A 23658-nucleotide genomic window follows, 5' to 3' on the forward strand; every position below is an offset into this window, starting at 1 on the left:
CACTTTGATATGTGACTTATATGAAGGTAATCGACGCCTGCTGACGCGGTCTCGTTCAGAAGGAGTTTTGGAGTTCAGATGATTTCATCAGTAATGCCTATATGAAGGGGTGGCTTTGCAGCCTGCTGGGCTCGTAGCGCTGCTGCTAGCACAGCTGTTGCCGAAAAGTAGCAGGCCATCAGAAAATGCGCGCAAAGCTTGATGGAAATCAGAAATGATCAGATACAATCATTTTCATCAGGGGGCGGTAATTTTTGATGCGCCTTCGCTTCTCAGGAGTGTTTTCATGGCGAATTTGACCGACAGCTTGAATGATCTGATGTCTCTGGAAGGTGCCCTGTGCGCAGCCGTTGTGGACTACAACAGCGGCATGATGCTGGCCAGCGCCGGCACCGGCGTGGACATGGAGCTGGCAGCTGCCGGTAACACCGAAGTGGTGCGCGCCAAGATGAAGACCATCAAGGCCCTGGGCCTGAACGAGAACATCGACGACATCCTCATCACCCTGGGCAAGCAGTACCACATCATCCGCCCTTGCTCGCGCCTGGCCGGCATCTTTGTGTACTACGTTCTGGACAACAAGCGCGCCAACCTGGCACTGGCACGCCGCAAGGTGACCGACGTCGAAAGCGAAATGACGATGTAATGCCGGGGCTGGCTTCAATGCCAGCTCTGCTTTTTGCCTTGGGCGGTGCCGGCCGTGCCACCTGACTGCGCACTAGCCCGCCTCGCCGTCGCAAATAACACACGCTTAGTTACGGGTCGCGGGTGCTGCCGCTGTCCGCTGTTTTTGTAGCCGGGTGCAAGCCAGTGCATCTGCGGCTGCTATCTAAATATCAGATTCCTGCAGGGGTGTCTGCCTGCTTGGGCGACAACTGCGGGAAGCGAATGATTGCGCTGATCAGAAGTGACTTATTAGAATCATCTATACCTTCATAAGGTAATAGTGGTTGATCTAAATCACATAGATTGGAGTGGTTATGGCAAATCTGAACGACAGCTTGAACGATTTGATGTCGATGGACGGCGCCCTGTGCGCTGCCGTGGTGGACTACAGCAGCGGCATGATGCTGGGCAGCGTAGGCACTGGCGTGGACATGGAGCTGGCAGCGGCGGGTAACACCGAGGTGGTGCGTGCCAAGATGAAGACGATGAAGGCCCTGGGCCTGAACGACAACATCGACGACATCCTCATCACCTTGGGCAAGCAGTACCACATCATTCGCCCATCGCAGCGTCTGTCCGGCATCTTCGTCTATTACGTGCTGGACAAGGCCCGCTCCAACCTGGCGCTGGCCCGCCGCAAGGTGGCCGATGTGGAATCGAACATGAGCATGTAAACACGTTCTAGGGCGCTGGTCGCCACAGCACAACGGGCCCTGCGGGCCCGTTTGCTTTTGGGATGAAGGTGGAACAGCGCTAGGCCGAGACCAGCGAGGCGCGGAACTGGTAGCCCACTTTTTGCTGCGATTGCAGCGGCACCGCCAGCGGCGTGGCCTTTTCGATGCGGCGGCGCAGGCGGTAAATGGTGGCATGCAGGCTGTTGTCGGAGTCGCTGGCCGTCGGGTAGCCGAGCAGCTCACGGATCTGGTCGCGGCCCACCACGGCGCCCTGGGCCTTGAGAAAGCACTGCATCAGCAGCAAGTCGGTGGGGCTGAGGTCGACACTCTGGCCATCGGGCGTCAGCAGCAGGCTGCGGTGGCTGTCGAGCTTCCAGGCTGTCGCCACCTGGGCGGCGGTCATGATGCGGCGGTGCACGGCGCGCACGGCCAGCTCCACCTGCTCGAAGGTCACCGGCTTGGTCAGGTACATGTCGGCGCCGGCATGGATGACCTCGGCAAACACCTCGGGGCCGAGCCGGCCCGAGACGATCAGCACGCCCGACTGGTTGCGCTTGCGCAGAATGCGCAGCAGCTCGGTGCCGTTGACGCCGGGCAGCATCAGGTCCAGCACATAGAACTCAAAACGGTAGGGCTCGTTGTCGGCCAGCAGGTCGCTGCTGTCGTTGTAGACCTGCACCTGGACGCCCTGGTTGCGCAGGTGTTGGGCCAGGAATTCGCTGTATTCGGGGTCATCGTCGACCAGGGCAAGCGTGGCGGGGAGCATGGTGGTTCCGTGAAAGGGACAATTCAGTGAAAAGGCCTGAGAAGTGCGGTCACCACTTCAGCAGGGGCAAGCGGCCAGAGGCCAGGCTGTGCTGGCTAATCGTCCAGCCCTTGGGGCAACTCAATGCGCATGATGGTGCCGTTTGGCTGGCGCGGCAAGGCCTGCACCGTGCCCTGGTGCAACTGCACCACCGAGCGCACGATGAACAGGCCCAGCCCGGCGCCGGCACGGTGGCGGTGTTCGCTGCCGCGTGTGCCTTTCTCGAACAGGCGTGGGCGCAGGCTGTCCGGAATGCCCGGGCCTTCATCGATCACCTCGATGATCAGCGCCAGCGGGTCGTCCGAATCGGCCAGGCGCAGCAGCACCGGGCTGTCTGCAGGCGCGTAATTGAGGGCGTTGTTGAGCAGATTGCGGATGGTCAGCCGCATCAAGGCCGGGTGAAGCTGCACCGTGCGGGCCTCTGCATCCCAGACCACCTGGATGCGCGGCCGGGCATCGGCAGCAATGTCGTGCAGCACCAGGTTGACGAGGGTTGGCAGATCGGTATCGGACGAGGCGCCGGCGTGCCCGCCAACGGCCAGGATGGTGCCGGCGGCCAAGGTGTTGTCCAAGGTGCCGATGACCTGCTGGAGCACATGCTCGGCGCGCAGCAAGGCCTTCGTGGCTGGCGTGGTCTGGGCCAGTTGCAGATCGGCAATGGCCGACATGGTGGCTTGCATCGCGGCCGATGCATTGTTCAGCGGCTGGCGGATCTCGTGCGAGAGCAACTGCAGCATCTCGCTGTGCTCGGTCAGCATGGCGGTGCGCCAGTCCAGCAAGGTGCGCAGTTTCAGCAACTCGCCCTTCTCTTCGGTGCGCTCCAGATCGGTGGACGAGAGCGCGGCCAGCTGTGCGCGCAGCGCATCGGCCTGGGCCGCGTTGGCGTATTCGGCGCTGCAGTCCTGCATCAGCATCAGGGTGCCCTGGGCCGTTTTGCTGCCTGCCGGCCCGGGCCAGAGGTGGGGTGACAGGCTGACGCGGCGCCAGGCGACCTGGCCATGGGGATCGGTCTTGCGGATGTCGAACTGCTGGCGCAGGCCTTGCGCGGCGGCCTGCAGCGCCTCCTGGTGCTGCTGGACAAAGTCGGGCGGCAGCGCCTCGCCCAGCAACTGGCCGACGATGCCGGTGGCGGGCACGCCAAACCATTCGCACCACTGCGGCGTGGCCAGGCGCAGGCGCTGGTCGCGGCCCCAGTAGGCCATGGCCACAGGGCTGCTGCCAAACAGGCGCAGAAGTTGCGCCGGGGCGTACCAGAGGGCCTCGGCGCTGTAGGAAGAAGCAGATGGCGGCGTTGGATCTGGCGGCATAGGAGCGGGGCGCAGGAAAAGAGCGGCTGTCAATGATGTCGCAGCGGGATGTGCGCTTTCATGCGCCCGCCAGGCCGGAGCCCCGATCATAATAGGCGGTGGCCCTGCCGGCGCGTCGCACAAGCGGCGGCCAGCGGGCTTTGCGTATTTACTGTGTTCAGTCTGGTATGGATCGCCTCAAGCAGCTCGAATCATTTGTCGCCATCGCCTCGCGCGGCAGCCTCACTGCGGCTGCCAAGGCCGAAGGCGTGGCTCCGGCCATCATGGGCCGCCGGCTCGATGCGCTGGAGGAGCGCCTGGGCGTCAAGCTGCTGGTGCGCACCACGCGCAAGCTCACCCTGACCTATGAAGGCGCGGCCTTTCTGGAAGACTGCCAGCGCCTGCTGGCCGAGCTGGCCAGTGTCGAGGCCAGCGTCAGCGCCGGCGGCATCAAGGCCACAGGCCATCTGCGCGTGACGGCGCCAGCCGGCTTTGGGCGCCGCCATGTGGCGCCGCTGCTGCCGCTCTACCATGCGCGCCATCCGGAGGTGACCATCTCGCTGAACCTGAGCGACCGGCTGGTGGACCTGGCCGGCGAGGGTTATGACTGCGCGATCCGCGTGGGCGACCTGCCCGACTCCTCGCTGGTGAGCGTGCGCGTGGCGGACAACCGGCGCCTTTGCGTGGCGACACCCGAGTACCTGCGCCGCCGTGGTGTTCCCCGCCACCCCAGCGAGCTGAACCAGCATGACTGTCTGACCTTGTCCAGCGAAGCCTCGCAGACGCGGGGTTGGGCGTTTCGCATGCCGGCGGCCACCGGCGGCAGCGAGGTGGTCTACCTCAAGCCCGGCGGGCCGCTCGATTGCTCGGACGGCCAGGTGCTGCACGACTGGTGCCAGCAAGGCTGGGGCATTGCCTGGCGCAGCACCTGGGAGGTCGAGTCGGAGATCGCCGCCGGCCGCCTGGTCGAGGTGCTGGAGGACTTTGCCGCGCCGCCCAACGGCATCTATGTGATGTTCCAGCAGCGCAAGCACCTGCCGCTGCGGGTGCGCTTGTGGATTGATTTCGTCAAGCAGCACTACGAACGTGCCGATTTCTGGAAGAAGATGGAGTAACACGATGACTTTGGAAGCTGTTCTGGCCTGCCTGCACCTGCTGGCCTTGTTGACCATGGTGGTTTTTCTCTCCAGCGAGGCGGCACTGTGCCGCGCCGAGTGGATGAATGCGGCCGTCGTGCAGCGCCTGGCGCGCCTTGACCTGATTTACGCCTTTGCCGCGCTGGCGGTGTTGGCCACCGGCCTGCTGCGCCTGTTTCTGGGTGCCAAGGGCGTGACTTGGTATGTCAGCCAGCCGCTCTTTCACCTGAAGATGACCTTGGTGGTCGTCGCCGTGGTGCTGTCGCTCAAGCCGACAGCCGTGTTCCGCCGCTGGTTACGGCAATTGCGCGACAATGGCGCTTTGCCCGGGGACGCCGAGGTGCGCGCCACGCGTAAATGGGTCATGTGGCAAGCCCACCTGATTCCCGTGATCGCCGCCGTCGCCGTGTTTTATGCCCGTGGCTGGTAAACCGGCCTGGCGCTGGTAACCGCTTCGTCTAAGTTTCTAATATGTTGCAAGTCAAAAAAGATTTGCTCGCAGTGCTTGCTGCCGAGCTCGAGAAATTGTCGCCTGGCGCAGGTAGCCGTGCGGCCTTTGAAACGCCCAAGGTGGCCGCCCACGGTGACTATGCCGTCACCGCCGCGATGCAGCTGGCCAAGCCGCTCAAGGCCAATCCCCGCGCACTGGGCGAGCAGCTCAAGGCCGCGCTGGAGGCCGCACCTGCCTTCGCGCAATGGGTGGATGCGATCGAGATCGCCGGCCCCGGCTTTTTGAACCTGCGCCTCAAGCCCGCTGCCAAGCAGCAGGTGGTGCAGGAAGTGCTGGCCCAGGGCGAGCGCTTTGGCATGCAGCCGCAGCGCGATGAAAAGATCATCGTCGAGTTCGTCTCGGCCAACCCCACTGGTCCGCTGCACGTGGGCCACGGCCGCCAGGCCGCGCTGGGCGATGCCATCTGCAACCTCTACGGCAGCCAGGGCTGGTCCGTGCACCGCGAGTTCTACTACAACGACGCGGGCGTGCAGATCGACACCCTGACCAAGAGCACCCAGCTGCGCGCCAAGGGCTTCAAGCCGGGTGACGACTGCTGGCCCACCGACAGCGACAACCCGCTCGCCAAGAACTTCTACAACGGCGACTATATCGGCGACATCGCGCAGGCCTTCCTTGCCAAGCAGACCATCAAGGCCGATGACCGCGAGTTCACCGCCAATGGCGATGTCGAGGACTACGACAACATCCGCAACTTTGCGGTGGCCTACCTGCGCAACGAACAGGACAAGGACCTGCAGGCTTTCAACCTCAAGTTCGACGAGTACTACCTCGAATCGAGCCTGTACCAGAACGGCCATGTGGACGAGACCGTCAAGCGCCTGATCGCCAGCGGCCACACCTATGAGCAGGATGGTGCGCTGTGGCTGCGCACCACCGACTTCGGTGACGACAAGGACCGCGTGATGCGCAAGTCCGACGGCAGCTATACCTACTTCCTGCCCGATGTGGCCTACCACACGCAAAAGTTCCTGCGCGGCTACGGCAAGGCCGTCAACATCCAGGGTACGGACCACCACGGCACCATCGCCCGCGTGCGCGCCGGCCTGCAGGCGGTCAACGTCGGCATCCCCCAGGGCTACCCTGATTACGTGCTGCACACGATGGTGCGCGTGGTGCGTGGTGGCGAAGAGGTCAAGATCAGCAAGCGCGCCGGCAGCTATGTGACATTGCGCGACCTGATCGAGTGGACCAGCAAGGACGCGGTGCGCTTCTTCCTGCTGTCGCGCAAGCCCGATACCGAATACACCTTCGACGTCGATCTGGCCGTGGCCCAGAACAACGACAACCCGGTGTTCTACGTGCAGTACGCCCATGCGCGTATCTGCTCGGTGCTGCGCGGCTGGCAGGAGCAGGGCGGCGCTGGCCTGCCCGCGCTGAGCGGTATCGACCTGGGCGCGCTGCAAGGCCCGCAGGCGCAGACTCTGATGCAGATGCTGGCCCAGTACCCCGAAATGCTGACCAGCGCCGCCGACGGCAATGCGCCGCACGATGTTACGTTCTACCTGCGTGATCTGGCCTCGGCCTACCACAGCTACTATGATGCAGAGCGTATCCTGGTGGATGACGAAGCCACCAAATTGGCCCGTCTGGCCTTGGTGGCGGCGGTAGCCCAAGTGCTGCGCAACGGCCTGGCCGTGCTGGGTGTGAGCGCGCCAGAGCGCATGTGATTTTGCGAACAAAGGTAATAACTGCAATGCGACGACATCAACGTGGTGGAACCATCCTGGGCCTGATCCTGGGGCTGCTGGTGGGCGTGGGCGCGGCCTTGGCCGTGGCCGTGTACGTCACCAATGTGCCGGTGCCGTTTGTCAACAAAGGTGGCGTCAAGGGCGAGGCCAAGGACAAGGCAGAGGCGCAGCGCAACCAGAATTGGGACCCGAACTCGCCGCTGTATGGCAAGAACCCCGCGCGTGCGCCGGCTGCCGTGGCACCGGCTGCGCAGGGCGTGGTGGTGCCGGAGCCACCGCGCACCGTGGCCGACAATGCCACCCCGCCAGTCGAGAACAAGCCTGCCAAGCCTGAGGTGGTGCTGCCCGATCCGGCCAAGCCTGCCGACAAGACCCAGGTCGCCAAGCTCGACCCCAAGGCTGGCCAGGGCGCCGATCCGCTGGGTGATCTGGCCAAGTCGCGCAGCGCCGATGGCACCGATGGCTTCCAGTACTTTGTGCAGGCCGGTGCGTTCCGCAGCCAGTCCGATGGCGATGCACAGCGCGCCAAGCTGGCGATGATGGGCTGGGAGGCCCGCGTCAGCGAGCGCGAAGTCAATGGCCGCACGGTATACCGGGTGCGCGTAGGCCCATTCAACAAGCGCGATGATGCCGACGGCCTCAAAGGCAAGCTCGATGGCGCCGGCGTGGATGCGCAAATCGTCCGCGTACAGCGTTGAACTTTTGGCGGTACAGGGCACTCCTAACCGCAACTTGTCACTGGAGTTAACAAAACATGAAACGTCGTGAGTTTTCCACTTTGGCGGCTTCCGCTACTGCCGCTTCCGCGCTGAGCCTGCCGTTTGCCACCGGCGCCAACGCACAGGCCAAGTTCAAGGAAGGCAAGGACTACATCAAGCTGGCCAAGCCTGTGACCCCGGACGCACCTGCTGGCAAGGTCGAGATCATCGAGTTCTTCTGGTACAGCTGCCCCCACTGCAATGCCTTTGAGCCGCAGTTCGAGGCCTGGGCCAAGTCGGCACCGAAGAACCTGCAGATCCGCCGCGTGCCGGTCGCCTTCAACAACACGTTTGTCCCCCAGCAAAAGATCTACTTTGCGCTGGAGTCGATGGGTTTGATCCCTGACGTGCATGTCAAGGTTTTCCGCGCGATCCACGTCGAGCGCCAGCGCCTGAACAAGGACGAAGAGATCTTTGCCTGGATGGACAAGAACGGCGTCGACCTTGCCAAGTTCAAGGAAGCCTACAACTCCTTCAGCGTGGCAGGCCAGGTGCGCAAGGCCACCCAGCTGCAAGAATCCTATGGCGTCGAAGGCGTTCCATCCTTGGGCGTGGCCGGCAAGTACTACACCGATGGCACCCGTGCCGGCTCGATGAGCAATGTGCTGCAAGTGGTAGAGTTCCTGGCTGCACAAGGCTGAGCGGATTCCCCAACGCTTCAGACAGAGCCCGCGCACGCGGGCTTTTTTGTGCCAAAAACGGCCCCAGGCTCCAGCATGGCTACAATGGGGCAGAGCAAGATTCATGCCTTATGAGACACCGTATTTTTAACTCTTTGTTGGTGGCAGTGGCCCTGGCCGTGCCGCTGCTGTCGCACGCCGAGCGTGCAGACCGCACCAAGCCCATGAACATCGAGGCGGACGATGGCCGCCATGATGAACTCAAGCAGACCAGTGTCTTCACGGGCAATGTGGTGGTGACCAAGGGCACCATCATCATCCGTGGTGCGCAGCTGACCGTGAGCCAGGACCGCGACGGCTTCCAGCATGGCGTGGTGACCGCTGCGCCAGGCAAGCTGGCCTTCTTCCGCCAAAAGCGGGATTCCGCACCCGGTGCACCGGATGAATTCGTCGAAGGCGAAGGCGAGGTCATCACCTATAACGGCCGCGACGACACCGTGCACTTTGAGCGCCGTGGCGAGCTGCGCCGCTACCGCGAGACCACGTTGACCGACCAGGTCAGTGGCCCGTTGATCGTCTACAACAACCTGAGCGACACCTTCACGGTCTCCGGACAGAAGGGTGCGCAGGCCTCGGCCGATCCCAAGCCCGGCGCGCCCAAGAAGGACCGCGTGCGCGTGATTCTGACGCCCAAGACAGACGGCAAGGCGGACGACAAGGCCAGCACCCCGGCCAAGCCCGCAGCCGATGACAGGACGCCATTGCGCCCCAGCACCCAACTGAACGACGGAGCCAAGTAACCGTGGCAGAAAACTCGTCGACCATTTCCGTCAACGCCCGGGTTGCCAACAGCGACCACCGCAGCCAGCTCGAGGTGTTGCACCTGGAGAAGTCTTACGGCAGCCGCAAGGTCGTCAAGGATGTGTCGCTGTCGGTGCGCAAGGGCGAAGTGGTGGGCTTGCTCGGCCCCAATGGCGCCGGCAAGACCACCTCGTTCTACATGATCGTGGGACTGGTGCGCAGCGATGGCGGTGATATTCGCATCGATGGGCAGTCGGTGGCCAATATGCCGATCCACCAGCGCTCGCAGCTGGGCCTGTCCTACCTGCCGCAGGAAGCCTCGATCTTTCGCAAGCTCAGCGTGCAGGACAACGTACGCGCCGTGCTGGAGCTGCAAAAGGACGAGCATGGCAAGTCGCTGTCGCGCGCCGAGGTGGAGCGCCAGCTGACTGCGCTGCTGCAGGAGCTGCGTGTCGAGCACCTGCGCGAGTCGCCTTCGGTGGCCCTGTCCGGTGGCGAGCGCCGCCGGGTCGAAATTGCCCGCGCGCTGGCTACCCAACCCCGTTTCATCCTGCTCGACGAGCCCTTCGCCGGCATCGACCCCATCGCCGTGATCGAGATCCAGCGCATTGTTGCCTTCCTGAAGGAACGCGGCATTGGCGTGCTGATCACCGACCACAATGTGCGCGAAACCCTGGGTATCTGTGACCATGCCTGCATCATCAGCGATGGCAAAGTGCTGGCCGCAGGAACGCCACAAGAGATTGTGGAAAACGCAGAGGTGCGGAGGGTGTACCTGGGTGAGCATTTCCGTATGTGACACCGCACGCCTTGGCGGGCGTGCCAGCCAAGCTACCGTGCCGTTCTGCGGCGCCGGTGGGGCTGATCTGTTGCCGGCTACCGCAGCCCGCGCGGAGGCGCAGCCATGATGCCTTCGCTGTCGCTGCGCGTATCGCAGAACCTGACCCTGACGCCCCAGTTGCAGCAGTCGATCCGCCTGCTGCAGCTGTCCACGCAGGAGCTGACGCAGGAAGTCGAGCAGATGCTTGACGAGAATCCGTTTCTGGAGCGGGAGGGCGATGATGCGCCCGAACCCGAACCGGGCAAGGAAGCCGCCGAATCTGCTGAATCTGCCGAGTCCACCGAGGCTGCAGATGCAGCCGACAAGGTTGCCGACGCGGTGACCGACCCCGGCAACACCAGCGATTTCGAGCCGGGTGCATCGGATCTGCCGCTGGACTTTGGCGCCGGCAAGGAAACGGGCGTGGATGCCGAGGCGGCTGCGGGCGATTCGGCTTCGGACTGGGAAGAGTGGGGCGGCGAGCTGCCCGCCCGTGCCAGCGCCACTGACGATGACGACGAGACGCCGATGTCCGACCGGCGCAGCGAGCACCTGAGCCTGCAGGATGTGCTGCACCGCCAGGCGCTGTCGCTGCGCCTGTGCCAGGAAGACCGGGCGGCGCTCTACTTTCTGATCGAATCGCTCAACGACGACGGCTACCTGGAAGAGACGCTGGCCGAGCTGGCGCAAAGCTTTGGCGATGCCAGCGATCCCGAGCGCTACGAAGCGCTGCTGCACCACCTGACGGTGGCGCTGCGCCTGTTGCAAAGCCTGGAACCCATTGGCGTGGGCGCGCGCAACCTGTCCGAATGCATGCAGCTGCAGATCAAGGCCCAGCAGCGGCTCCTGGATGAAGAAGGCTCGGACACGCCCGAGGCCGATGCGCTGGCGCTGGACACCGCCTTGCTCGTCTGCCAGGAATCGCTCGACCTGCTGGCGCGCCGCGATGTGCGCAAGCTCACGCAGCTGACCGGCTGTAACGAAGCGGCGGTGCGCAGTGCGCTGGGGTTGATTGCCAAACTCGAACCCCGTCCGGGCCGGCCCTATGCCGATGTGGACCGCAATGCCATCATCCCCGATGTGATCGTGCGCCCCAGCAACGAGCGTGGCCTGCCGGTGCCCGGCTTCAGCGTGCAGCTCAATGCCGAGGTGATGCCGCGCCTGCGCGTGCAGGATGTCTATGCCAATGCCTTGCGCAGCCACAAAGGCAGCGAGGGCCATGGCGCGTTGCAGCAGCGGCTGCAGGAGGCGCGCTGGTTCATCAAGAACATCCAGCAGCGCTTTGACACCATCTTGCGTGTCTCGCAGGCCATTGTGGAGCGCCAGCGCAATTTCTTTGTGCATGGCGAGCTGGCGATGCGCCCCATGGTGCTGCGCGAGATCGCCGATGAGCTGGGTCTGCACGAGTCCACCATCAGCCGCGTGACCACGGCCAAGTACATGGCCACGCCGCAGGGCACCTTTGAGCTCAAGTACTTCTTTGGCTCGGGCCTGGGCACCGAGACCGGCGGCAGCGCCTCCAGCACGGCGGTCAAGGCGCTGATCAAGCAGCTGCTGGACGAGGAAAGCGCGAAGAAGCCGCTGTCGGACGCAAAAATTGCCGACCTGCTGCAGGCCCAGGGCATTGAATGCGCGCGCCGTACCGTGGCCAAGTACCGCGAAGCGATGCGCATCCCACCGGCCAGCCTGCGCAAGGCGCTGTAGACGTAGGCATCACGGGCCCATGAAAAAACCGCAGTGGCGTTGCACACTGCGGTTTTTGCGTTGAGGCGCTGCGGTTTTACTTCGGCCACAGCCACCAGATGAACAAGGCCAGTACGGCCAGCATCAGGCCGAACTTGGTCAGCTTGTAGGCCGTCTTGTTCCAGGCCTTGAAGCGGCGGCGGTACTGGCCCATGTAGAACGAGACCTTGAAGATGCGGCTGATGAAGCCGCGCGGATCGCCTTCGTTGTTGGGCGAGCTGGCAGCAGCCACCACATGCGTGCCCAGCCAGCGGTTGAGCCACCGCGCAAAGCCATTGGTCATCGGGCGCTCGACATCGCAGAACAGCACGATGCGGTTGCCCTCGGACCTGTTCTCGGCCCAGTGCATATAGGTCTCGTCAAAGACCACGCCTTCGCCCTCGCGCCAGCTGTAGGGCGTGCCATCGACTTCGATCATGCAGCGGTCATCATTGGGCGCCAGCACGGCCAGGTGGTAGCGCAGCGATCCGGCGTAGGGATCGCGGTGCAGGTTGAGCTTGGCGCCGGGTGGCAGCTCGGCAAACATGGCCGCCTTGATGCCGGGGATGGACTGCACCAGCGCCGTGGTCTTGGGGCAGAGCTCCATTGCCGAGGGGTGGGCCTGGCCGTACCACTTCAGGTAGAAGCGCTTCCAGCCGGTCTTGAAGAAGGAGTTGAAGCCCGCGTCATCGTTGTTGGCCGCTGCCTTGATCTGCATGGCCTGGTGCAGGCCGATGGCCTCTTCGCGGATCTCGCGCCAGTTGGCCTGCAGCGGGGCCAGGTCGGGGAAGGTGCTGGTGGGCAGGTAGGGCGTGCGCGGGACCTTGCTGAACATCAGCATGAACACATTGAACGGCGCCGTGAAGGTGGAGTGGTCAAACAGCTGGCGCAGCAGCTTGTGCCGCACCTTGCCGCGCAGGTGCATGTAGAGGCCGCAGCCAAAGAAAAGCAGCACCAGGGCCAGAACGATGATTTTTGCCATAGACAGCGATTTTAGCGACTGCGCTGTGGCAGGTGTCTGCGCAAGCGCAAACCGGCGCGCTGCAAGGCCTGCGGGGCGGTTGGATGGCCTGCTGCCAGCAGGCCTATTGCAGCGGGCGCCAGGGTCGCGCGCTTACTTGGGCTGAGCGGCGAAGGCGGTTTTCAGGCGCTGCAGCATCTCGCGGTTGAGCTGGCGCTGCTGGCCGCTCCAGTGCGTCATCGCCTTGTTCAGCTCGGCCTGCAGCGCATTGGCGGTCTGCCAGTCGCGCTGGCCTGCAGCCCAGATCGCATACTCGGCCATCACATCGAAGCTGCCCGAATGCTGGCGCGCAAAGTCAAAGCTCTTGCGCGCCATCTCCTGGTCGCCCAACTGGGCATAGGCCTTGGCCACCAGCAGGCCCACGGCCTCGGCGCGGAAATGCACATCGGCCTGGGCAATCACGCGCAGCTGCTGCAAGGCCTGCTGCGGATGGCCGGCCTGGTAGGCGGCTTGCGCAGCGCCCCAGCGGATATCGAGGTCATTGGCAAACGGGCCCTTCATGCTTGCCTCGAAGTGGCCAAAGGCCTGCTCGGCCTGGCCGGTGGCCAGCAGCGCCAGGGCCAGGCGGATCTGGTTCTGCGCGGTGGGGCTGTAATCGTAGGCGGCCTGGGCTTCGCGCACCTCGCGGGTCGGGTCCAGTGCCTTGACGGCGTTGTTCGCCAGGCTGCGGGCATGGCGCTGCAGCCGCGAATTGGGCAGGTAGATGGCGAAGAAATACACCACGCTGCCCAGGAAGGGGAAGGCCAGCAGCACAAACAGCCAGTAGTTGTTCTGGCCGCTGCGCACCGCATGGACGGCAAAAAATAGCGCAATGATGACGTGTACGCCGGCTCCGAGGTAGGGCATCCGCTTATCTTTCTTCAAGGGTCTGGGGAGGGTCTGGGCGCACGGGGCGGCGGCCCGCTCTGGAGTCGGACTATAGCAGCCGGTCTGCTGTTATTGAAGCCCTATCGGCGGTGGGCTTCGAATGCAGTTGTCACAGTACACATTCCCATGCGCTTGCGCAGACAATGGCGCAAGCGCGTATGCTTGCGCCCCTGCTTATGAACCAACTGCATTTGTTTTTGCCCTGCGCCGCCGGCGTCGAGGGCCTATTGGCGGACGAAGTCCATGCCATCACCGGCGCCAGCGGCCAGGACCTGTTGGTGGCGCGCGGCGGCGTCATGCTGCGCGGCATGTGGCGCGACGCGCTGCTGCTGAACCTGCACAGCCGCCTGGCCCAGCGCGTGCTGGTGGAGCTGTCGCACAGCATGTACCGCAACGAGAACGATCTCTACCGCGCTGCCAGCGAGGTGGCCTGGGAGATCTGGTTCTCGCCCAAGGAGACCTTCAAGATCGAGGTCACCTCCCAGCACAGCCCGCTGACCAGCCTGAACTTTGCGGCGCTGCGCGTCAAGGATGCGATTGCCGACCGCTTCCGCGAGCGCCGCCACGGCGTGCGCCCCAGTGTGGAGACGCACCACCCCGATGTGCGCGTGCACCTGCACCTGACCACCGATGGCGCCACCATCTATATCGACACCTCGGGCGAGGCGCTGTTCAAGCGCGGCTGGCGCGAGGACAAGGGCGATGCCCCGCTGAAGGAAACCCTGGCTGCCGCGATGATTGCCGCCAGCGGCTGGGACCCGCATGGCGACGACCCGCAGCCGCTGTACGACCCCTGCTGCGGCAGCGGCACGGTGGTCATCGAGGCCGCCCAGATTGCGCGCAAGATTCCGGCCGGCATTCTGCGCCGCTTTGCATTTGAGAAGCTGGTGCCTTTCCAGCGCCATGTCTGGGAGGCGATGCTCGACGAGGCCGAGCGCCAGATCCTGCCCCAAAGCCCGGTGGGCATCTATGGCTCGGACATCTCCTTCCGCATGGTCGACTTTGCCCAGCGCAATGCCGAGCGTGCGGGTGTGGCAGAGACCATCGAGCTGCGCGGCGGCGATGCGCTGCAGCGCATGCCCCCGAGCGAGCAACCCGGCATGATGCTGCTCAACCCGCCCTACGGCGAGCGTATTGCCGCAGCCGGCAGTGCCGGCCGCAACGCGGCCGAGCGCATGGGCCATGTCGAGCGCGCAGGGCGCGAGACGGCGCAGACCGAGGATGGCGGCGAGTTCTTCACCCAGCTGGCCAGCCACTGGAAGAAGAACTACAGCGGCTGGAGCGCCTGGATGCTGACCCCGGACCTGAAGCTGCCCGGCAAGATGCGCCTGAAGGAATCGCGCCGCACCCCCATGTGGAACGGCCCGATTGAGTGCCGCCTGTTCCGCTTTGACATGATCAAGGGCGCGCTCAAGCCCCGGGGCGAGCAGGCTGCGCCTGGCGGCCAGCGATGAAGGTCGTGCTGAAGTGGCCTTCCTGCAATGAAGGCTACACCGGGCCCCTGCCCCGGCCCGTTGTGCTGGACACCAATGTGGTGCTCGACATGCTGATCTTCGACGATCCCCACATCCCGCCGATCCGTGCGCTGGTGGCACAGGGCGCGCTGCGCTGGATTGCCGACCAGGCCCAGCGCATCGAGCTCGAAAGGGTGTTGCACTACAGCCAGATCGCCCCGCGCGTCAGCTACTACGGCAAGACACCCGAGGGCGTGATGGCCGCGTTCGATGCCGCCGTGCAGTATGTCGATGCCGCCCCCAAGATCCGCTTTACCTGCACCGACCCGGACGACCAGCATTTTCTGGACCTGGCCAGCCAGCACCGCGCGTTGCTGGTGAGCAAGGACAAGGCCGTGCTCAAGCAGCGCAAAAGGGTGGCCACCTACTACGGTGCCACTGTGGGCAACCTGCTGCAGATGGAGCCCGCCGAGACCGAGGCCGAATCCCTGGCCTGATCGCGCTGCCCACTGTGGCGCGCCAACCACCCACAGCGCCACGGGCGATCCAGCCGCCACCTGGCCCTGCGCAGGCCGCGCCGCTATCATGGGACCCAGTTGCGCAGGGACGGCCCTGCATGGCGCTGCAGCTGCGGCGCGCACCACCGCCAGGACGGCCTGGCCATTCCAAATTTCCGTTTTTCAAGGAGTTCGATATGGCCTGGGTCTATTTGCTGGTTGCCGGTGTGCTGGAGGTGGTGTGGGCGTTCACGATGAAGCAGTCCCATGGCTTCACCAACATCAAATACAGCGCGATCACGCTCGTTGCGATGGTTGCCAGCTTTGGCCTGCTGTCGGTCGCGATGCGCAGCCTGCCGCTGGGCACGGCCTACACCATCTGGACCGGCATTGGCGCGGTGGGCGCTTTCCTCGTCGGCATCACGGTGCTGGGCGAGGCGCTGACGCCGATGCGCGTGGTGGCGGCCTTGCTGATTGTCAGCGGTCTGGTGCTGATGAAGCTGTCCTCGTCGTAATCCTGCTGATGCCTTAGGCTTGCGAACGTGTTTGCAGGCCCTGCGACAATAGCGGGATGACCGATTCTTCTATTGCTGCAGGCACTGTGCCTCGCAAGTCCCCGTCCCGGCTTTCCACGGTTGACAAGACCCGCATCGATGACACCCGCATCAAGGTGGTGCGCCCGCTGATCACGCCCGCCTTGCTGGAGGAGTGGCTGCCCATCACCGACGAGGCCTACCAGCTGGTGGAGTCGAGCCGCGCGGCCATCTCCAAGATCCTGCACGGCCAGGACGACCGCCTGGTCGTCGTCGTGGGCCCTTGCTCCATCCACGACCATGACCTGGCGATGGACTATGCGCGCCAGCTCAAGGTACAGGCCGAAGCATTGAAGGACGACCTGCTGGTGGTCATGCGCGTGTACTTTGAAAAGCCGCGCACGACGGTGGGCTGGAAGGGCTATATCAACGACCCGCACCTTGATGGCAGCTTTGCCGTCAATGAGGGGCTGGAACTGGCGCGCCGCCTGCTGCTGGACATTCTGGCGCTGGGCCTGCCAGCGGGCACCGAGTTTTTGGACCTGCTGTCGCCGCAGTTCATCAGTGACCTGGTCAGCTGGGGCGCCATTGGCGCGCGCACCACCGAGAGCCAGAGCCACCGCCAGCTGGCCAGTGGCCTGTCCTGCCCGGTGGGCTTCAAGAACGGCACCGATGGTGGCGTCAAGGTGGCCAGCGACGCCATTTTGGCGGCCCAGTCCGAGCATGCCTTCATGGGCATGACCAAGATGGGCCAGAGCGCCATCTTCGAGACCCGGGGCAACCAGGATTGCCACATCATCCTGCGCGGCGGCAAGCAGCCCAACTACAGCGCGGCCGATGTGCAGGCCGCCTGCGAGGTGCTGGCCAAGGCCGGCCTGCATGAGCAGGTGATGATCGACCTGTCGCATGCCAACAGCAGCAAGCAGCACCGCCGCCAGATCGATGTGGCCGCCGATGTGGCCCAGCAGATCGCAGGGGGCGACCGCCGCATCACCGGCGTGATGATCGAGAGCCATATCCACGAAGGCCGGCAAGACATCGTCGAAGGCCAGCCACTGGCCTATGGTGTCTCGCTCACCGATGCCTGCATCAGCATGGAACAGACCCTGCCGGTGCTGGCCCAGCTGGCGCAAGCGGTGCAGGCGCGCCGCGCTGCCAACAAGGGCTGAACAAAGGCCGGCGCGGCTCAGCGCTGCGCCGCGCCCAGCATGATCACGCCCATGCCGGCCAGGCACAGCAGCACGCCGGCGATGTCCCAGCTGCTGGGGCGGATGCCATCGACCAGCCACAGCCAGGCAATCGCCGTCGTCACATAGACGCCGCCGTAAGCGGCATACACCCGGCCCGATGCGGTCGGGTGCAGGCTCAGCAGCCAGACAAAGGCCAGCAGCGCCAGCACCGCCGGCAGCAGCACCCAGGCCGGCGCCTTGTCCTTGAGCCAGAGATAGGGCAGGTAGCAGCCCACGATCTCGGCAATCGCCGTCAGCACAAACAAGGCGGTGGTCGTCAGCAGAGACATCAAGACGCTTTCGTAAAGGTGGGCAGGCGGGCGGCCAGTTCGGTGTCGTGCTGCGCCAGCTGCTGCAGCTGGGCAAAGGCCGGCGCTGCAGCGGGCACGATGCTGTGGCCGCAGACCTGGGCATAGCCATCCAGAAACGGCTGCGCCATCTCAGCGTTCTGCAACCAGGTATCGGCACAGGCCAGCAACGCCGTGCAGGCGGTTTCATCGCGCCCCATCTGGGCGATGGCCCAGAGGGCGGCCTGGCTTTCCACCTCGTCCAGATCGGCATGGTCCTGCACCAGCAGATCCAGGGCCTGCTGGCGCTCGGCGGCGGGCAGTTGCCGGTCCGCCAGCAGTTGGCCGATGGCGGCGATCGCGGGTACGCGGGTGGGCAGACCGTGTTGGTTCAGGCTCATGGCAGACGGGGAGTGTTGCAGATTGCCGCCAAAGGGCGGCTAGGGGCATCAAGCGGGCGTGCAAGCTGCCCATATCGGACCAATCCCGATTAGAATTTCATAAATCGAGACATTAGTCTCGTAATAAGTAACTTATATACTGAAATATGAATTCTGAAGCGGATGGAAAACTGGTCAGTGCCTTGGTGCGCGGCGTCAGTATTTTGCAGTGCTTTAACAACAAGCAGCAAGAACTCAGTGGCAAAGAGCTGATGGACCTGACGGGTTTGCCCAAACCGACCTTGTTCCGCCTGACCGAAACCCTGTGCGAGCTGGGCCTGCTGCGCTATTCAGAGCGCCTGTCCAAGTACGTGCTCGGCATCGGGGTGCTCAACCTCGCATCGCCCTTGCTGTCGCGCATGACGGTGCGGCAGTTCGCCCGCCCGCAGATGCAGGAGCTGGCCAACTACATGGGCGGCCAGATCCAGCTGGCGGTGGGCGAGGGCCGGCGCCTGGTGCTGGCCGAACTGGCCAATGGCATGGACAACAAGGTGTTCACGCCCGAGATCGGGGTGGCCGTATCGTTGGTGCGCACTGCCACTGGCCGCGCTTACCTGCTGGGCCAGAGCGAGGCGGAGCGCCAGGCCTATCTGGACGAGCTCGATGGCCGCGCGCCCGAGCGCGCCGCGCTGCTGCGCGAGCGCCTGGACGATGCGCGCCAGGACCTGGCCTTGCACGGCTTTTGCCGCAGCCATGGCGATCTGCACCGCGAGATTCTGTCGATCGCCGTGCCGCTGTCGCAGCCCATCGATGGCGAGCGCTGGGTGTTTGGCGCCTCCGTCCCCACCTACAACCCCAAGAGCCGCGAGCTGGAGACCGACATCGGCCCGCGCCTGGTGACCCTGGTGCGCTCGCTCGAAGGGCTGATCGGCACCTCCAGCCTGTCCTGATCGGGCCCGATCTGGCTGGGCCTCACCCGGCCGGGCCTCACCTGGCTGGGCCTCACCTGGCCGCGTCAGGCGGCGCATCGCAAAAAAACAACCACAGGAGACAAGCATGAAAGTATTGGACGGCATCAAGGTGCTGGAGATTGGTGGCCTGGGACCGGGCCCGTTCTGCGCGATGCACCTGGCCGACCTGGGCGCCGATGTGATCTCCATCGTGCGTGAGGAAAAAGGCGCAGCCCCCACCGGTAATCTGCTGAACCGGGGCAAGCGCTCGGTGTTTGCCGATCTCAAGAGCGCCGAAGGCAAGGCCCTGGTGCTGGCCCTGGTGCGCGATGCCGATGTGCTGATCGAAGGCATGCGCCCCGGCGTGATGGAGCGCCTGGGCCTGGGCCCGGCCGAGTGCCAGGCCCTCAACCCGGCCCTCGTCTACGGCCGCATGACCGGCTGGGGCCAGACCGGCCCGCTGGCCCCGCGCGCCGGCCATGACAACAACTACGCGGCCGTCTCGGGCGCGCTCTGGGGCTGCAGCCCGGCCGATGCGCGGCCCGTGTCGTCGTTTGCGATGGTGGGCGATATCGGCGGCGGCGCGCTCTACCTGATGACCGGCCTGCTCGCCGGCGTGATCCAGGCGCGCAGCAGCGGCAAGGGCAGCGTGGTGGATGCGGCCATTGTCGATGGCGCTGCCCATATGCTGAACCTGGCGCTCAGCGCCCGCCAGCGCGGCGTGGTGGCCGATGTGCGCGGCCAGAGCATCCATGACAGCGCACCGTTCTACGAGACCTATGTCTGCGCCGATGGCGAGCACATCACCATCGGCAGCATCGAGCCGCAGTTCTATGCGCTGCTGCTGCAGACCCTGGGCCTGGCGGACGACCCGGATTTTGCCGCACCCCAGTCGCAGTGGGACAAGGCGCTGTGGCCGCGCCGCCGTGCGCGCCTGCAGGCGCTGTTCATCACCGAGCCGCGTGCGCACTGGCAGCAGGTGTTCGAGGGCAGTGATGTCTGCTTTGGCGCTGTGTTGAGCCCGCTGGAGGCCGCAGCGCACCCGCATATGCAGGCGCGTGGTGTCTACCACGCGCAGGGCGGCGTGTTGCAGGCCGCCCCGGCGCCCCGCTTTGACGGGCAGGCCTATGACACGCCGGCGATGTGCGCCGCAGGCGCCCATACCGAGGCCGTACTCGCGCAGGTGAACGCAGGGGATGGCAGCGCTGCCTGGCGCCGCTGAGCGCGCCGGGGTGCGACAATGCGGCCCTGCCTGGGCAGCACCTGGCCGGGCGCCGACACAAGGAGTTGCCGATGGGCATCGTGGTTTTTTACCTGCGCAACAAGGCCGAAGATGCCGAGGGCCTGCCGCCCGACTGGCAGCCGCAGTGCCTGGCCTATAGCGACCAGCAGATGAGCGAGGCGCTGGCGCAATGCCAGCGCCTGCGCGCCGATCCGCGCCATGCGCATGTGGTGATGTCGTCCGAGCTGCGCGACATGGTCGGCCAGATAGGGGTAGCGGCAGTGGAAGACGGCCGCACGCCCGATGGCGAGCACTATGACTGGAGCAAGGCGGGGCGGGCAGGGATGAGCCGCCGCAATGCGATGGAGCCGCCCAAGAAGCGCGGCAGCGCCAGCAACGAATAAGCCGGTTTTGTCAGCCCCGCGCCGGCCACTGGAAGGGCGCAGGCTGCTTGTTCAAAAAAGCCTGCACGGCTTCGCGGTGCTCGGCCGTGCCCATCGCCAGCGCCTGGGCGTTGGCCTCTTGCTCCAGCAGCGCAGGCAAGTCGTTGGCGGCCATCGCGAGCGAGCGTTTGATCAGGCTCAGCGCCACTGGCGATGCACCCACAAAGCTCTGCGCAATCGCCTGGGCCCGCGCCTGCAGCTGCTCGGGGGCGACCAGCTCGCTGGCAATGCCCAGCTGCAAGGCCTCCTGGGCAGAGACTTCGCGGCCCGAGAGCATCAGCTCCCGCGCGCGCTGCACGCCGACGACGCGCGGCAAGGTGTAGAAGGCCGCGCAGTCGGGCACAACGCCCACCCGGATAAAGGACATCGCAAAGCGCGCCCGGTCCGAGGCGATGATGAAGTCCGCCGCCAGTGCCAGGCTGAAGCCCGCGCCATAGGCGGCACCGTCCACCGCCGCAATCACCGGCTTGTCCAGCAGCATCAGGTCCTTGAGCCAGTGGTGCAGGCTGGACAGCCGCGCACGCCAGCCGGCATTGTCCAGGCCCGAGGCCGCAATATTGCCCAGGTCACCGCCCGAGCAGAAGTGGCTGCCCTCGCCGGTCAGCACCAGCGCACGCAGGCTGGCGTCGGTCTGCACCAGGCGCACCACCTCGGCCATCTCCTCGCGCATCTGCGGGTCGAAGGCATTGCGCTTGGCCGGGTAGTTGAAGCGCAGGGTGGCCACGCCATCCTGGCGCTCAAAAATGATGCGTTCGTAGCTGTGGCTCATGCGGCGCTCCTGGGGACGTAGGACGCACGCATGTCGCGCCCGCCGCGCAGCGCGGCGCCGCCATCGACGGGGATGATGGCGCCTGTCACATAGCTGGCCAGCTCGGACGACAGGAACAGCGCCATGTGGGCGACATCGTCGGTGCTGCCCATGCGCAGCAGCGGCACGGTGGAGACGGCGCGCTCGAGCGCATCGGCCGTGGGCGCCAGGCGCCGCATGCCCTCGGTATCGCCGATGGGGCCGGGCGAGATGCTGTTGACGCGGATGCCGTCCTCGCCCCATTCCAGCGCTAGCACCTTGGTCATCATGTCGATGCCGGCCTTGGCCGCGCAGGCATGGACCTGGTACATCGTCGGGTTGACGCCTTGCGGCGCCGAGATGTTGATGACGCTGGCGCCGGGCTTGCGCAGCATCGGGTAGGCCAGGCGCAGCACATGGAAGCTGCCATTGAGGTCGATATCGACAACGGTCTTGAAGCCATTGGGCGACAGGTCCTTGGCCGGCGCAATGAAGTTGCCCGCAGCGCCAGAGACCAGCACATCAATGGGGCCAAAGCGGGCATGCGCCTGCTCCAGCGCGGCCTGCACGGCAGCGGGGTCGCGCACATCGGCGCTCAGGCCCAGGGCCTGGGCGCCCAGTGCTTCGAGCTCGGCGGCGGCCTGGGTCACCTTGTCGGCCGAGCGGCTCATGACCACCACATGCGCACCGGCGCGGGCGAAGGCCTTGGCAATGCCCAGGTTGATGCCACTGCTGCCGCCTGCGACAAACACATGCTGGTGGTGAAAGGAAAAAGAGCTCATGGGTGTTCCGTATGCAAAGAAGGGGAGGAGGCAGCGGCTTGCTGCGCCGCCTCCTGCAATGCGCGCCACTGGATCTTGCCGGTGGCGGATTTGGGCAGCGCGGCGAGAAAGTCCACCGCGCGTGGCACCTTGTAGGCGGCCATCTGTTCACGGCTCCAGCCGATGATCTCGTCCTCGGAGCTCTGCGCGCCGGGCCGCAGCACCACCAGGGCCTTGACCGATTCGCCGCGCCTGGCATCGGGCACGGCAATCACGCAGGCCTCGAGCACGGCCGGGTGGCTGTACAGCATGTTTTCGACCTCGGCCGGCCAGACCTTGTAGCCGTTGGCATTGATCATGCGTTTCAAGCGGTCGCGCATGAAGTAGTAGCCGTCCTCGTCGACCGAGGCCAGGTCGCCGGTGCGAAAGTAGCGCCGGCCATGGCGTTCGAAAAAGGCCGCGCGGTTGGCCTCGTCATTGCGCCAGTAGCCTTGCATCACCTGCTCGCCGCTGGAGACCAGCTCGCCCACCTCGCCAGCGGGCAGCTCTTGCAGGGTCTCGGGGTCGACGATCATCGAATGCACGCCCTGGGTGGGCACGCCCAGGCACTGGCGCTTGGTGTGGCCCGGCGGGTTGGCATGCAAGAAGGCGGCGGTCTCGGTCAGGCCATAGCCTTCGCTGTAGTGCAGGCCATAGCGCTCGGCCAGCATCTGCGAGACGGCCTCGGGCATGGCCGCGCCGCCACCGGCCAGCATGGCCAGGCTCGACAGGTCCAGCCCATGGGCAGCGGCCTGGCTGAACAGGTCGATCACCATGCTGGGCGGCGCCGTCCAGGCGGTGACCTGGTGGCGCTCGATCAGCCGGGCGGCCAGCAGCGCATCCCAGCGTGGCATCATCACCACGGTGCCGCCCACGGCGATGGGCATGTTCATGCCGTACTGCGTGCCCAGCATGTGGAACATCGGCGCGACCGACAGAAACACCAGGTCGTCATTGAAGCCACGCCACAGCCTTGAGCCGGTGAGCGATGCCAGCACCGAGTGGTGGCTGTGCATGCAGCCCTTGGGGTGGCCGGTGGTGCCCGAGGTATAGGGGATGGTGGCCAACATGTCGGCCTGGGCCACACGCGGGCCGGGCGCCAGCTGCAGCGCCAGCGCTGCGGCAAAGCCATGGTAGGGGCCGGCGGGCAGCGGCAGGCGCGGCGCGGTCACCACCTCGGGCAGCGCATCGGGTGGCGGGGTGGTGGGCAGCGCATCGCTGTAGGCATGGACGATCACCGCATCGAGCAGACCTTCGTCCACACAAGGCTGGGCGCTGGCCAGCAGCTCCTGGGCGACGATGGCCAGGCGCGCGCCGCTGTTGTCGGCGTAGTAGCGCAGCTCGGTGGCGGTGGTCATCGCGCTCACGGGCACCACCACGCCACCGGCGCGGTAGATGGCATAGCAGGCGATGACGAACTGCGGGCAGTTCTGGCTTTGCAGCAGCACGCGCTGGCCCGGTGCCAGCTGCAGGCGCTGCTGCAGGAAGCCGGCCAGCGCCTCCACCTGGGCCAGCAGCTGGGCATAGCTGGTGCTGGCGCCCGCGTAGATGATGGCGGCCTTGTCCGGGTAGCGCTGAGCCGAGGCGCTCAGGTTCTCATCCAGGCTGATGCGGGGCACGCGCAGATCGCGCGACACCCCTTTGGGCCAGTAAAACGGCAGTGCGGGGCGTGAGGAAACGGTAGAGGTGTCAGGCATG

26 protein-coding genes are annotated in these 23658 nt (G+C 65.2%); 17 read left to right on the forward strand and 9 right to left on the reverse strand.

Annotated elements, in window-relative coordinates; genetic code table 11:
* Positions 1 to 286: 286 nt before the first annotated feature.
* The gene (locus tag LPW39_RS18060; protein WP_230778434.1) at positions 287 to 646 is read left to right on the forward strand and encodes a hypothetical protein; all 360 of its coding nucleotides are present in this window, start codon (positions 287 to 289) and stop codon (positions 644 to 646) included.
* 334 nt (positions 647 to 980) lie between these two features.
* Entirely contained in the window at positions 981 to 1340 is a 360-nt protein-coding gene (locus LPW39_RS18065) for a hypothetical protein (RefSeq protein WP_230778437.1), read from the forward strand.
* 79 nt (positions 1341 to 1419) lie between these two features.
* On the opposite strand, the gene LPW39_RS18070 is transcribed toward LPW39_RS18065, so the two are convergent.
* Together LPW39_RS18070 and LPW39_RS18075 are read right to left on the reverse strand one after the other, a co-directional pair.
* Positions 1420 to 2106 (reverse strand): response regulator transcription factor, encoded by a 687-nt coding sequence (locus LPW39_RS18070; protein ID WP_230778439.1) that lies wholly within the window; start codon positions 2104 to 2106, stop codon positions 1420 to 1422.
* A gap of 95 nt (positions 2107 to 2201) precedes the next feature.
* Positions 2202 to 3452, reverse strand: a complete 1251-nt coding sequence (locus LPW39_RS18075; protein ID WP_230778441.1) for a sensor histidine kinase — start codon at positions 3450 to 3452, stop codon at positions 2202 to 2204.
* Between the two features lie 167 nt (positions 3453 to 3619).
* On the opposite strand from LPW39_RS18075, the gene LPW39_RS18080 reads away from it, so the two are divergent.
* From LPW39_RS18080 to rpoN, 8 genes are all read left to right on the forward strand, one after another.
* Complete coding sequence (locus LPW39_RS18080) at positions 3620 to 4546, forward strand: LysR family transcriptional regulator (protein ID WP_230778443.1); 927 nt, start codon at positions 3620 to 3622, stop codon at positions 4544 to 4546.
* Between the two features lie 4 nt (positions 4547 to 4550).
* Entirely contained in the window at positions 4551 to 4997 is a 447-nt protein-coding gene (locus LPW39_RS18085) for a DUF2214 family protein (protein WP_230778445.1), read from the forward strand.
* Between the two features lie 41 nt (positions 4998 to 5038).
* Positions 5039 to 6748, forward strand: a complete 1710-nt coding sequence (gene argS, locus LPW39_RS18090) for an arginine--tRNA ligase (RefSeq protein ID WP_230778448.1) — start codon at positions 5039 to 5041, stop codon at positions 6746 to 6748.
* A gap of 26 nt (positions 6749 to 6774) precedes the next feature.
* The gene (locus LPW39_RS18095) at positions 6775 to 7467 is read left to right on the forward strand and encodes an SPOR domain-containing protein (protein WP_230778451.1); all 693 of its coding nucleotides are present in this window, start codon (positions 6775 to 6777) and stop codon (positions 7465 to 7467) included.
* A 56-nt stretch (positions 7468 to 7523) separates the two neighbouring features.
* Entirely contained in the window at positions 7524 to 8168 is a 645-nt protein-coding gene (locus LPW39_RS18100) for a thiol:disulfide interchange protein DsbA/DsbL (protein WP_230778453.1), read from the forward strand.
* Positions 8169 to 8278: 110 nt separating this feature from the next.
* Positions 8279 to 8947 carry a lipopolysaccharide transport periplasmic protein LptA gene (lptA, locus tag LPW39_RS18105; protein WP_230778455.1) on the forward strand — a complete coding sequence of 223 codons (669 nt, stop codon included), beginning with the start codon at positions 8279 to 8281 and terminating at the stop codon, positions 8945 to 8947.
* A 23-nt stretch (positions 8948 to 8970) separates the two neighbouring features.
* Positions 8971 to 9747 (forward strand): LPS export ABC transporter ATP-binding protein, encoded by a 777-nt coding sequence (lptB, locus tag LPW39_RS18110; RefSeq protein WP_230778739.1) that lies wholly within the window; start codon positions 8971 to 8973, stop codon positions 9745 to 9747.
* 105 nt (positions 9748 to 9852) lie between these two features.
* Complete coding sequence (rpoN, locus tag LPW39_RS18115; protein WP_230778457.1) at positions 9853 to 11472, forward strand: RNA polymerase factor sigma-54; 1620 nt, start codon at positions 9853 to 9855, stop codon at positions 11470 to 11472.
* A 76-nt stretch (positions 11473 to 11548) separates the two neighbouring features.
* Here the strand turns inward: rpoN and LPW39_RS18120 are convergent, their stop codons facing one another.
* Together LPW39_RS18120 and LPW39_RS18125 are read right to left on the reverse strand one after the other, a co-directional pair.
* Positions 11549 to 12463, reverse strand: a complete 915-nt coding sequence (locus LPW39_RS18120) for an aspartyl/asparaginyl beta-hydroxylase domain-containing protein (RefSeq protein WP_407928877.1) — start codon at positions 12461 to 12463, stop codon at positions 11549 to 11551.
* Positions 12464 to 12604: 141 nt separating this feature from the next.
* Positions 12605 to 13357, reverse strand: coding sequence for a hypothetical protein (locus tag LPW39_RS18125; protein WP_230778461.1), 753 nt, complete (start codon positions 13355 to 13357; stop codon positions 12605 to 12607).
* A gap of 197 nt (positions 13358 to 13554) precedes the next feature.
* Between LPW39_RS18125 and LPW39_RS18130 the strand changes: the two genes are divergently transcribed.
* The 4 genes from LPW39_RS18130 (at position 13555) to LPW39_RS18145 (ending at position 17031) form a co-directional block, all read left to right on the forward strand.
* Positions 13555 to 14832 (forward strand): THUMP domain-containing class I SAM-dependent RNA methyltransferase, encoded by a 1278-nt coding sequence (locus LPW39_RS18130; RefSeq protein ID WP_230778463.1) that lies wholly within the window; start codon positions 13555 to 13557, stop codon positions 14830 to 14832.
* A complete protein-coding gene (locus LPW39_RS18135) occupies positions 14829 to 15329 on the forward strand; it encodes a putative toxin-antitoxin system toxin component, PIN family (RefSeq protein WP_230778465.1) in 501 nt (166 codons plus the stop codon). Before LPW39_RS18130 ends, LPW39_RS18135 begins: the two co-directional genes overlap by 4 nt.
* Positions 15330 to 15526: 197 nt before the next feature.
* On the forward strand, positions 15527 to 15844 hold the full coding sequence (locus tag LPW39_RS18140) for a DMT family transporter (protein ID WP_230778468.1): 318 nt from the start codon (positions 15527 to 15529) through the stop codon (positions 15842 to 15844).
* Between the two features lie 56 nt (positions 15845 to 15900).
* Positions 15901 to 17031 (forward strand): 3-deoxy-7-phosphoheptulonate synthase, encoded by a 1131-nt coding sequence (locus LPW39_RS18145; protein WP_230778471.1) that lies wholly within the window; start codon positions 15901 to 15903, stop codon positions 17029 to 17031.
* 17 nt (positions 17032 to 17048) lie between these two features.
* On the opposite strand, the gene LPW39_RS18150 is transcribed toward LPW39_RS18145, so the two are convergent.
* Both LPW39_RS18150 and LPW39_RS18155 read right to left on the reverse strand, forming a co-directional pair.
* A complete protein-coding gene (locus tag LPW39_RS18150; RefSeq protein ID WP_230778473.1) occupies positions 17049 to 17381 on the reverse strand; it encodes a YnfA family protein in 333 nt (110 codons plus the stop codon).
* Positions 17381 to 17779: a hypothetical protein gene (locus LPW39_RS18155; RefSeq protein ID WP_230778475.1), complete on the reverse strand. Its 399-nt coding sequence runs from the start codon at positions 17777 to 17779 to the stop codon at positions 17381 to 17383. Before LPW39_RS18155 ends, LPW39_RS18150 begins: the two co-directional genes overlap by 1 nt.
* A 146-nt stretch (positions 17780 to 17925) precedes the next feature.
* Between LPW39_RS18155 and LPW39_RS18160 the strand changes: the two genes are divergently transcribed.
* From LPW39_RS18160 to LPW39_RS18170, 3 genes are all read left to right on the forward strand, one after another.
* Positions 17926 to 18708 carry an IclR family transcriptional regulator gene (locus tag LPW39_RS18160; protein WP_116926261.1) on the forward strand — a complete coding sequence of 261 codons (783 nt, stop codon included), beginning with the start codon at positions 17926 to 17928 and terminating at the stop codon, positions 18706 to 18708.
* Positions 18709 to 18814: 106 nt separating this feature from the next.
* Positions 18815 to 19930, forward strand: coding sequence for a CaiB/BaiF CoA transferase family protein (locus LPW39_RS18165; RefSeq protein WP_230778478.1), 1116 nt, complete (start codon positions 18815 to 18817; stop codon positions 19928 to 19930).
* Between the two features lie 71 nt (positions 19931 to 20001).
* A complete protein-coding gene (locus LPW39_RS18170; RefSeq protein ID WP_230778482.1) occupies positions 20002 to 20334 on the forward strand; it encodes a hypothetical protein in 333 nt (110 codons plus the stop codon).
* A gap of 10 nt (positions 20335 to 20344) precedes the next feature.
* Here the strand turns inward: LPW39_RS18170 and LPW39_RS18175 are convergent, their stop codons facing one another.
* Genes LPW39_RS18175 through LPW39_RS18185 form a run of 3 tightly spaced genes read right to left on the reverse strand, consistent with a single transcriptional unit; the run spans position 20345 to position 23657 of the window.
* Positions 20345 to 21142, reverse strand: coding sequence for an enoyl-CoA hydratase/isomerase family protein (locus tag LPW39_RS18175; protein ID WP_230778485.1), 798 nt, complete (start codon positions 21140 to 21142; stop codon positions 20345 to 20347).
* Complete coding sequence (locus LPW39_RS18180) at positions 21139 to 21942, reverse strand: SDR family oxidoreductase (RefSeq protein WP_230778488.1); 804 nt, start codon at positions 21940 to 21942, stop codon at positions 21139 to 21141. Before LPW39_RS18180 ends, LPW39_RS18175 begins: the two co-directional genes overlap by 4 nt.
* A complete protein-coding gene (locus tag LPW39_RS18185; protein ID WP_230778491.1) occupies positions 21939 to 23657 on the reverse strand; it encodes a long-chain-fatty-acid--CoA ligase in 1719 nt (572 codons plus the stop codon). The genes LPW39_RS18180 and LPW39_RS18185 overlap by 4 nt, the downstream gene beginning before the upstream one ends.
* Position 23658: the final 1 nt, after the last annotated feature.

The sequence above is a fragment of the Comamonas koreensis genome (genome assembly GCF_021026195.1).
GTDB classification, from domain to species: Bacteria; Pseudomonadota; Gammaproteobacteria; order Burkholderiales; family Burkholderiaceae_C; genus Comamonas; species Comamonas koreensis.

Excerpts from the sequence above, each read along its gene's own strand:
- LPW39_RS18060 (WP_230778434.1), top strand. The coding sequence starts at position 287 with ATGGCGAATTTGACCGACAGCTTGAATGATCTGATGTCTCTGGAAGGT.
- LPW39_RS18065 (WP_230778437.1), top strand. The coding sequence starts at position 981 with ATGGCAAATCTGAACGACAGCTTGAACGATTTGATGTCGATGGACGGC.
- LPW39_RS18070 (WP_230778439.1), bottom strand. The coding sequence starts at position 2,106 with ATGCTCCCCGCCACGCTTGCCCTGGTCGACGATGACCCCGAATACAGC.
- LPW39_RS18075 (WP_230778441.1), bottom strand. The coding sequence starts at position 3,452 with ATGCCGCCAGATCCAACGCCGCCATCTGCTTCTTCCTACAGCGCCGAG.
- LPW39_RS18080 (WP_230778443.1), top strand. The coding sequence starts at position 3,620 with ATGGATCGCCTCAAGCAGCTCGAATCATTTGTCGCCATCGCCTCGCGC.
- LPW39_RS18085 (WP_230778445.1), top strand. The coding sequence starts at position 4,551 with ATGACTTTGGAAGCTGTTCTGGCCTGCCTGCACCTGCTGGCCTTGTTG.
- argS (WP_230778448.1), top strand. The coding sequence starts at position 5,039 with ATGTTGCAAGTCAAAAAAGATTTGCTCGCAGTGCTTGCTGCCGAGCTC.
- LPW39_RS18095 (WP_230778451.1), top strand. The coding sequence starts at position 6,775 with ATGCGACGACATCAACGTGGTGGAACCATCCTGGGCCTGATCCTGGGG.
- LPW39_RS18100 (WP_230778453.1), top strand. The coding sequence starts at position 7,524 with ATGAAACGTCGTGAGTTTTCCACTTTGGCGGCTTCCGCTACTGCCGCT.
- lptA (WP_230778455.1), top strand. The coding sequence starts at position 8,279 with ATGAGACACCGTATTTTTAACTCTTTGTTGGTGGCAGTGGCCCTGGCC.
- rpoN (WP_230778457.1), top strand. The coding sequence starts at position 9,853 with ATGATGCCTTCGCTGTCGCTGCGCGTATCGCAGAACCTGACCCTGACG.
- LPW39_RS18125 (WP_230778461.1), bottom strand. The coding sequence starts at position 13,357 with ATGCCCTACCTCGGAGCCGGCGTACACGTCATCATTGCGCTATTTTTT.
- LPW39_RS18130 (WP_230778463.1), top strand. The coding sequence starts at position 13,555 with ATGAACCAACTGCATTTGTTTTTGCCCTGCGCCGCCGGCGTCGAGGGC.
- LPW39_RS18135 (WP_230778465.1), top strand. The coding sequence starts at position 14,829 with ATGAAGGTCGTGCTGAAGTGGCCTTCCTGCAATGAAGGCTACACCGGG.
- LPW39_RS18140 (WP_230778468.1), top strand. The coding sequence starts at position 15,527 with ATGGCCTGGGTCTATTTGCTGGTTGCCGGTGTGCTGGAGGTGGTGTGG.
- LPW39_RS18145 (WP_230778471.1), top strand. The coding sequence starts at position 15,901 with ATGACCGATTCTTCTATTGCTGCAGGCACTGTGCCTCGCAAGTCCCCG.
- LPW39_RS18150 (WP_230778473.1), bottom strand. The coding sequence starts at position 17,381 with ATGTCTCTGCTGACGACCACCGCCTTGTTTGTGCTGACGGCGATTGCC.
- LPW39_RS18155 (WP_230778475.1), bottom strand. The coding sequence starts at position 17,779 with ATGAGCCTGAACCAACACGGTCTGCCCACCCGCGTACCCGCGATCGCC.
- LPW39_RS18160 (WP_116926261.1), top strand. The coding sequence starts at position 17,926 with ATGAATTCTGAAGCGGATGGAAAACTGGTCAGTGCCTTGGTGCGCGGC.
- LPW39_RS18165 (WP_230778478.1), top strand. The coding sequence starts at position 18,815 with ATGAAAGTATTGGACGGCATCAAGGTGCTGGAGATTGGTGGCCTGGGA.
- LPW39_RS18170 (WP_230778482.1), top strand. The coding sequence starts at position 20,002 with ATGGGCATCGTGGTTTTTTACCTGCGCAACAAGGCCGAAGATGCCGAG.
- LPW39_RS18175 (WP_230778485.1), bottom strand. The coding sequence starts at position 21,142 with ATGAGCCACAGCTACGAACGCATCATTTTTGAGCGCCAGGATGGCGTG.
- LPW39_RS18180 (WP_230778488.1), bottom strand. The coding sequence starts at position 21,942 with ATGAGCTCTTTTTCCTTTCACCACCAGCATGTGTTTGTCGCAGGCGGC.
- LPW39_RS18185 (WP_230778491.1), bottom strand. The coding sequence starts at position 23,657 with ATGCCTGACACCTCTACCGTTTCCTCACGCCCCGCACTGCCGTTTTAC.